General features: G+C 59.3%; 8 protein-coding genes. 4 read left to right on the top strand and 4 right to left on the bottom strand.

Translation table 11 applies throughout. The features are described from left to right. Positions 1 to 178: 178 nt before the first annotated feature. Together cheR and DCO47_RS24235 are read right to left on the bottom strand one after the other, a co-directional pair. Positions 179 to 1,006, bottom strand: a complete 828-nt coding sequence (gene cheR / locus DCO47_RS24240; protein WP_016773612.1) for a protein-glutamate O-methyltransferase CheR — start codon at positions 1,004 to 1,006, stop codon at positions 179 to 181. Between the two features lie 46 nt (positions 1,007 to 1,052). Then, the gene (locus DCO47_RS24235; protein ID WP_016773611.1) at positions 1,053 to 1,985 is read right to left on the bottom strand and encodes a chemotaxis protein CheV; all 933 of its coding nucleotides are present in this window, start codon (positions 1,983 to 1,985) and stop codon (positions 1,053 to 1,055) included. An 82-nt stretch (positions 1,986 to 2,067) separates the two neighbouring features. Here DCO47_RS24235 and flgA point away from each other — a divergent pair, with 82 nt between their 5' ends. The 4 genes from flgA (at position 2,068) to DCO47_RS24215 (ending at position 4,673) form a co-directional block, all read left to right on the top strand. Beyond that, positions 2,068 to 2,829, top strand: coding sequence for a flagellar basal body P-ring formation chaperone FlgA (gene flgA / locus DCO47_RS24230; RefSeq protein ID WP_116659088.1), 762 nt, complete (start codon positions 2,068 to 2,070; stop codon positions 2,827 to 2,829). 162 nt (positions 2,830 to 2,991) lie between these two features. Then, the gene (gene flgM / locus DCO47_RS24225) at positions 2,992 to 3,318 is read left to right on the top strand and encodes a flagellar biosynthesis anti-sigma factor FlgM (RefSeq protein ID WP_042607188.1); all 327 of its coding nucleotides are present in this window, start codon (positions 2,992 to 2,994) and stop codon (positions 3,316 to 3,318) included. A gap of 48 nt (positions 3,319 to 3,366) precedes the next feature. Next, positions 3,367 to 3,834 (top strand): flagella synthesis protein FlgN, encoded by a 468-nt coding sequence (locus DCO47_RS24220; protein ID WP_064364856.1) that lies wholly within the window; start codon positions 3,367 to 3,369, stop codon positions 3,832 to 3,834. A gap of 92 nt (positions 3,835 to 3,926) precedes the next feature. Further along, on the top strand, positions 3,927 to 4,673 hold the full coding sequence (locus tag DCO47_RS24215) for a flagellar brake protein (protein WP_042607190.1): 747 nt from the start codon (positions 3,927 to 3,929) through the stop codon (positions 4,671 to 4,673). A gap of 186 nt (positions 4,674 to 4,859) precedes the next feature. Here DCO47_RS24215 and DCO47_RS24210 read toward each other — a convergent pair whose 3' ends face one another. Together DCO47_RS24210 and DCO47_RS24205 are read right to left on the bottom strand one after the other, a co-directional pair. Further along, positions 4,860 to 6,239: an MFS transporter gene (locus tag DCO47_RS24210; protein WP_116659087.1), complete on the bottom strand. Its 1,380-nt coding sequence runs from the start codon at positions 6,237 to 6,239 to the stop codon at positions 4,860 to 4,862. Between the two features lie 69 nt (positions 6,240 to 6,308). Next, a complete protein-coding gene (locus tag DCO47_RS24205; protein ID WP_172667873.1) occupies positions 6,309 to 7,550 on the bottom strand; it encodes a glutamine synthetase family protein in 1,242 nt (413 codons plus the stop codon). Positions 7,551 to 7,787: the final 237 nt, after the last annotated feature.

Genomic DNA, 7,787 nt, shown 5'->3' with positions numbered 1-7,787 from the left:
TTGTAGGAGTGAGCCTGCTCGCGATTGCGGTGTATCAGTCACTTATGTGGCATCTGGTAGACCGCTATCGCGAGCAGGCTCACTCCTACAGAGGAGCCATGGAGTTTCGCAGAGAACATTCAGGCATAAAAAACGGGAGACCTTGAGGGCCTCCCGTTTTTGTATTGCCGCGAACCGGTTATTTCGCCTTGTAGATAATCCCCGGGCTGCATTGAACCATCTGGTAATGATCCGGCAAACCGTTCAGCGCCTCAGACGCGCCAAGGAACAGATACCCGCCCGGCTTCAACGTGCTGTGAATGCGCAACAGGATGTCTTTCTTCACTTCGGCAGAGAAGTAGATCAACACATTGCGGCAGAACACGATGTCGAACTTGCCCAGCGCTGCGTAGCTGTCGAGCAGGTTGAACGAGCGGAATTCCACCCGGCTCTTGATCGGCGCCTTGACCACCCAGCGCCCCGGCCCTTTCGGGTCGAAATAGCGTTGCAGGCGTTCCGGCGACAGTCCGCGACCGATGGCCAGGCTGTCGTACTCGCCGGTCTTGCAATTGTTGAGCATCAGGCCCGACAGGTCAGTGGCAACGATCTGCACGCCCATCTTCAACTGGCCCAGGTTGCTGCGCTCGAACTCGTCGATCGACATCGACAGCGAGTACGGTTCCTGACCCGACGAGCAGGCCGCCGACCAGATCCGCAGACGCTGGTTGGGGCTGGCCTTGATCGCTTCCGGCAGTACCTTGTTCTTCAAGACTTCAAACGGATAGGTGTCACGAAACCACAGGGTTTCGTTGGTCGTCATGGCATCGACCACCTGCTCGCGCAAACCGCTGCGCGGCTGGGTCTGGATGCGCTGAACCAGCTCACCCAAAGACTTGATGCCTTGCTGCTCCATCAGTTTGTTGAGACGGCTCGAGACCAGATACTGCTTGTTTTCACCGAGCAGAATGCCACAGGCTTTTTCCAGGAAGACCCGGAACTGTTCGAAATCCAAATTACCCGTAGACAATGATGCCGCCTCTTAAATCGTGTTGAACGCCAGGGGCAGAAGGCCCTTAGCTGATATCTGCTGCTTTGATCCGGTCGACTACCCGGGACGCGAGGTCATCAGGACGGAATTTGGCCAGAAAGTCATCAGCACCGACTTTCTTGACCATCGCCTGGTTGAATACCCCCGACAACGAAGTATGCAGGATGATATGGAGCTTTTGCATGCGCGCGTCGCCGCGGATTTCCGCCGTCAGGGTGTACCCGTCCATCTCCGGCATCTCGATGTCGGAAATCATCATCAGGAACTCTTCTTCCGGCTTCTTGCCCTCGTCGACCAGCTTGCGCAGGTAATCCAGCGCCTGCTTGCCGTCGTTCAGCGCCACCACTTCGACACCGATGGTCTGCAGACAACGCGTGACCTGCTTGCGCGCCACCGACGAGTCATCGACTGTCAGCACCCGCAGCGACAGCGCTTTGGTCTGCGTCTCGACATCGACCACGCCCACCGAAATCGCTTCCGGCGTCGGCGCTACTTCGGCCAGCACCTTCTCGACGTCGATGATTTCGACTAACTGGTTGTCGACCCGAGTCACAGCGGTCAGGTAGTGATCGCGACCGGTGCCCTTGGGCGGCGGATGGATCTCTTCCCAGTTCATGTTGACGATGCGCTCCACCGAGCGGACCAGGAAACCCTGGGTCTTGGTGTTGTACTCCGTGATGATCACGAACGGACTGTTCTTGTCTTTCAACGCACCGGAGCCCGTTGCCATTGCCAGATCCAGGATCGGAATGGTCGCTCCCCGTATATTCGCTACCCCGCACACGACAGGACTGGATTTGGGCATCAAGGTCAGTGACGGGCACTGCAACACTTCCCGTACCTTGAACACGTTGATCCCGTAGAGCTGCGGCCCGTCAAGACGGAACAACAGCAGCTCGAGGCGATTCTGCCCTACCAGTTGCGTGCGCTGGTTCACCGAATCCATTACACCAGCCATGCCCAGACTCCTACATCAACGCCAAGTGTTGTTGCGACGCACATTCATTGCTAAACGGCACGGCGCTTGCTTTTTAACTCGTATGAACGCTCAAACGACATTTTCCCGACGCCTGATATCTTCCCTTCGCAAAGGGCTTTGCGCGGTGTCCGCCGTTTGCTGCTTGCTTGCCGGCAGTCCTGCCAATGCTGATGCGGTTACCTTGCCTGATATGCTTATCGGCGTGACTCAGGGCTTTCTTGAATTCACCGTAGAAGACTATTTGGCTTCCAGTCAAACCGAAGGCCGCTACGAAATCGAAGTCAACCAGCTCGACCCGCGTATGCGCATGCCCATGTGCGACAAGGAATTGACAGCCACTCTGGAGAGCCCGGCCCGCCCGCTGGGCCGCGTTACGGTGAAGGTCCGATGCGAAGGCAGCTCGCCCTGGACGGTGTTCGTACCCGCTCAAGTCCGCCTGTTTCGCGAGATCGTCACGACCACTCGTCCTCTGAAACGCGCCGGCATCATCGAGCCGCAGGACGTGACGTTGCGCGAGCGCGATGTCAGCACGATCAACCAGGGTTTCCTGACCTCGGTCGATGAAGCGATCGGGCAGAAACTGACCCGACCAACGGTCGCCGATCAGGTCATCACACTGGTGCATCTGGAACAGGCCGAAGTGGTGCGCAAGGGCGATCAGGTGGTGATCACTGCGCGTAGCGGCACCCTTGCCGTACGCATGCCGGGGGAAGCCCTCTCCAATGGCGGCATGAAAGAACAGATTCGAGTAAAAAACCTTAATTCTCAAAGAGTTATCAAGGCGCAGGTGATTGCGCCGGGACAGGTCGAAGTGGCCATGTAAAAGCCCTGTGGAGAAAACTGGCGCCGATCCCGTCGCTTCCCTAAACTGTGCCGCAGCAGGTCTCGCAACGGCGCATGCAAGCTTATGGTTGATTGGGCCTAAAGTTTTTCAGGGGATAGCCGAAAACATGGCAAGCGTCCAAATTCCCAGAGGTTTTTTATCATGGTTATCGATTTCAACCGATTGAACAGTTCCTCGTCACTTACCGGCAGTACTCGTACCAGCAACGCCAAGGAAAGCGCTGAAAACAGCCCTTCCGCGCCGCTGAATACCCAGGCCGAACCGGCCAGTGCCGCCAAAAGCGGGGAATCGGTACACCTCAGCAATGAGGCTCAACAGTTGCAGAAGGTCACTGACAAGCTGCGCGATCAACCTGCTGTCGACAAAGCCCGCGTGGCCGAGTTGAAAGCCGCGATTGCCGATGGCAGCTATAAAGTCGACAGCAACCGTGTAGCCAGCAAACTGCTCAACTTCGAAGCCCAGCGCTAGGCTTTTGCCGGCGCCAGGCTTTTGGACGCTTAAACCCCAAGGCCAGCCATGCACGACACTAACTTATTGCAACTGATCAACGACGACTTTGCTCCAGCGCAACAATTGCTGGAGTTATTGCAAACCGAATCCCTCGCTTTGCACGGTCGTGACATGCCGCTGCTGGAAGAAATTCTGGCAACCAAGCAGGCGTTGATCATTTTGCTTGAACAGCATGGCCGCAAGCGCAGCGAAATCCTCGCCAGCCTCAATCTGCCGACCGACCGCAGCGGCCTTGAGCAACTGGCCAGCCAGTCGAGCATTGGCGACCAGTTGCTGGCCCAGGGCGATGCCCTGACCGCGCTGATCGCACAATGTCAGGACGCCAACATCAAGAACGGCCGGTCAATCCAGATCCAGCAGGCGACCACGGCCAATCAGCTGAAGATCCTCACCGGCGGTGAGCCGCCAGCGCTTTACGACGCCAGCGGGACCTTTGCCAAACCGGTCAAGCCGCGAACGCTCAGCCAGGCATGAGCCATTCGGTGGCCCTGCACTATCCACTCGCGCAACATGCTGGCAAAATACTGGCCAGTCGTAGTCTTATTTTGTCTGGAGATTGAAGAACCGTGTCCAACACCCTAAGCGCGGATGATGCTCCGCAGCCTCCGAAGGTGCTCACCACGCCACTGGAAATCTCCAGCAACCTGCGCCAGCTGCAAGACAGCCATGACCCGCTGATCATCACCTTCCATGAACGCAGCCAGCGCTTCCAGAGTTACCTGATCAAGGTCGACCGTGAAACCGCGACGATTGCGCTGGACGAAATGATCCCCCGCGATGGCGAGCGTTTCCTGCAGGCTGGCGAACCCTTCAAGGTCGAAGGCTTTCATGACGGCGTACGCATCGCCTGGGAATGCAACGGCACGCTGAACATTGAAGAATCCGACGGCGACCGTTTCTACACCGGCGACCTGCCGAGCGAAGTGGTCTATCACCAGCGCCGCAACGCCTTCCGCGCTGCGTTGAAACTCACTGACCTGGTAAGCGTTGAACTGGGTGGCGAAAAGCTCAAGTCGCCGCTGCACGGCAAGCTGCTGGATATCTCCGCCACCGGTTGCAAGTTCCGCTTCGAAGGCGACATCACTGACCGCCTGCAACTGGGCCAGGTCTACGACCGCCTGATCGCCCCGCCGCTGTTCGGCAATCAGCCAACATCGGTCGAGCTGCGCTATCTGCACTTCGAAGAAAAACTCAACATCACCTTCGCCGGTCTGCGCTTCCACAACATCAGTGGTCAGGCTGCACGTAACGTCGAACGTTTTGTCTACCAGTTGCAGCGTGAAGCAAGACGTTTCGACAAAGACGACCTCTGAGTCGCAGCGACAAATAAAAAGGGCAGTCCCGCACAGGACTGCCCTTTTTTTATGCCTTCAAAGCTTCTGTGGCGAGGGAGCTTGCTCCCGCTGGACTGCGCAGCAGGCCCTGCCTTTAAACAAAGAAAGGAGCGCTTTGCGCCCCTACGGGAGCAAGCTCCCTCGCCACAGTTAGCGCGTGATATCTCAGGGTCTGCCGCCGCTGATATCCGCCGCAGGTGTGTCATGTTCATCGGCGGGATCGGTTTCGACGCCTGCCTCCGGCTGGGCGACGGGTTCCGGCTCAGAAGAGGCCGGCGCCGGATCCTGGACCATCTGCTCCTGCACCACCTGCTCATCGACACGCGGGTCAAGTGCCGCTACCAGTGGCGAGCTCGACATGCTGTCCGGCATTGCCACGTGATGCAGCGGCGCGTCGTCGACCTGATGCAGATTGGTGACCGCTTTCGGGCGAATCCGCCAGACCAGCACCAGCGCAAAGAAGCTGAAGAAGGCATACAGGCTCTGGCTGCCGAGAAACTTCATCAGCACACCGGCAAGCAGCGGCCCGATGCTCGCGCCGACGCCATAGGTCACCAGCAGCATGGCGGTCAGTGACACGCGGCGATCGCCTTCGACGTGGTCGTTGGAGAACGCCACCGCCAGCGGATACAGGCAGAACTGCACCAGCGAACAGAAGAAGCCGACCACGAACAGCACCTCCAGCGGCACCTGCGGCAAGATCGCCAATGGCAATGCCGCCACCGCGAGAAACCCGGCAAAGCAGCGAATCAGCAGCGCGCGGTCGTAGCGGTCGGACAACCAGCCCAACGGCCACTGCACCAGCAAACCGGCAAAGATGCAGCTACCCATGAACAGACCGACCTGCTCGGTCGTCAGCCCCTGTTGCGAGGCGTACAGCGGCGCAAGACCATAAAACGAACCGATGATCAGACCCGCACCGAGCACTGTACTCAGCGATTGCGGCACGCGCTTGATAAAGAAGCGCGGCTCCATCGGCGCCGGATGCAGCGGCGCCGGATGGATCCGCTGGGTCAGGGTCACCGGTACCAGACACAGGGCAAAGCACAGCGCCACCAGCATCAGCAGTTCCAGCCCCAGGCCGGGGTGCATGACCAGAATCAGTTGGCCGAGCACCAGGCCCAGATACGACGCGATCATGTAACCGCTGAACACCAGCCCGCGCTGATTGGCGTCGGCCTGTTCGTTGAGCCAGCTCTCGATGACCATGTACTGACACATCATGCCCAGACCGACGATCGTCCGCAGCACTATCCACGCCGGCAGCCAATCTACCAGGCCATGGCCGAGCACCGCCGCGCCGACGATCCCGGCACACGCCGAGTACGCACGGATATGCCCGACCCGGGCGATCAGGCGATGGCCGATCTTGCCGCCCAGCACCAGACCGAAATAGTTGGCCGCCATCAGCGCACCGACCCACAGACCGTCGACATTGTCGGCGGCCAGACGCAAAGCCAGATAAGTAGAGAGAAGGCCTGAGCCGATCAACATCATCAGCGAGGCGAAATACAGCGCTCGAAAGGATTTCCAGATTTGGCGCATCGGCGTTCCGAGCGGCTCCTTGCAGTAAGTACCGGGCTATCGCAACGATAGCCCGATGGCGGCGAAACGTCAGGCCTGGGCGGCCAGCACACGGCGCTCCCAGGGAGTGATTTCATCAAAGAAGCTGGTCAACTCCATGGTCTTCGAAGCGATGTAGCCTTCGATGAACTCCGCTCCGAACAGTTCCCTGGCCAACTGGCTACGTTTCAGACGTTCAAGCGCGGCGTGCAAGGTACATGGCAAGGCGAGGTTATCCGGCACGGCGAATTCGCCCTGAATCGCCGCGCTCGGCTCCAGCTCCTGTTCGATGCCGTGCAAACCCGCGGCCAGGCTGGCGGCGATGGCCAGATACGGATTCGCGTCGGCGCCCGGCAGACGATTTTCGACCCGACGTGCGGCTGGCGAGCTGGCGGGAATACGCAAGCCGGCGGCGCGATTGTCATGGGACCAACAGGCATTGTTCGGCGATGCGTACGGATGACACAGGCGCTGATAGGAATTCACGTTGGGCGCGAACAGTGCGGTGAAATCGGCAAGGCCGGCCTGCTGCCCACCGATAAAGTGGCGGAACATCGCCGTCGGCTCGCCGTTCGAGTCGGTGAAGACATTCTTGCCGCTTTCGATGCCGACGATGCTCTGGTGAATGTGCATCGAACTGCCCGGCGTGTGCGCCAGCGGCTTGGCCATGCACACCACGCTCAGGCCATGCTTGAGCGCGACTTCCTTGAGCAGGTGCTTGAACAGGAACGTCTGATCGGCCAGCAGCAGCGGATCGCCGTGCAGGAGGTTGATTTCGAACTGGCTGACGCCCATCTCATGCATGAAGGTGTCGCGTGGCAGGCCGAGGGCCGCCATGCATTTATACACTTCGCTGAAGAATGGCCGCAGACCATTATTGGAGCTGACGCTGAAGGCCGACTGGCCATCTTCGCGACGGCCATCGAGGCCTACCGGCGGACGGAACGGCTGGGTCGGATCGGTATTCGGTGCGAAGACAAAGAATTCCAGCTCGGTCGCCACCACCGGCGCCAGACCGTGCGCGGCATAACGGGCAATGACCGCTTTCAACTGGCCACGGGTCGAGAGGCTGGAGCTCTCCCCGCTCAGTTCGTCGGCGTCGCAAATCGCCATGGCGCGGGGCTCGTCGCTCCAGGGCAAACGATGGATCTGCGCCGGATCGGCGACCAGCGCCAGATCGCCGTCATCGCTGCCGTAAAACCGCGCCGGCGGATAACCGCCCATGATGCATTGCAGCAGCACACCCCGCGCCAGCTGCAAACGCCGCCCTTCGAGGAAACCCTCGGCGGTCATCACCTTGCCCCGTGGCACACCGTTCAGATCCGGGGTGACACATTCAATCTCATCAATGCCGGTCAATCGCTGCGCGAGTGAACCCTGGCCATCGGTTGTCATGACGCAATCCTTGTTATTGTGCGAGCCGCGAACGGCGACCCGGACAAAATAGGCTGCGCCTGTTCGGAATATCAAGCAGCGTCAAACAAAAACCCGGATCTTGTGTAGGAGCTGACGAGTGCAACGAGGCTGCGA

It is taken from the genome of Pseudomonas sp. NDM, assembly GCF_003105095.1.
Taxonomy (GTDB): Bacteria; Pseudomonadota; Gammaproteobacteria; order Pseudomonadales; family Pseudomonadaceae; genus Aquipseudomonas; species Aquipseudomonas moraviensis_A.
Note: the sequence above shows the minus strand (reverse complement) of the source record. Positions and strands in the feature narration are given on the sequence as shown.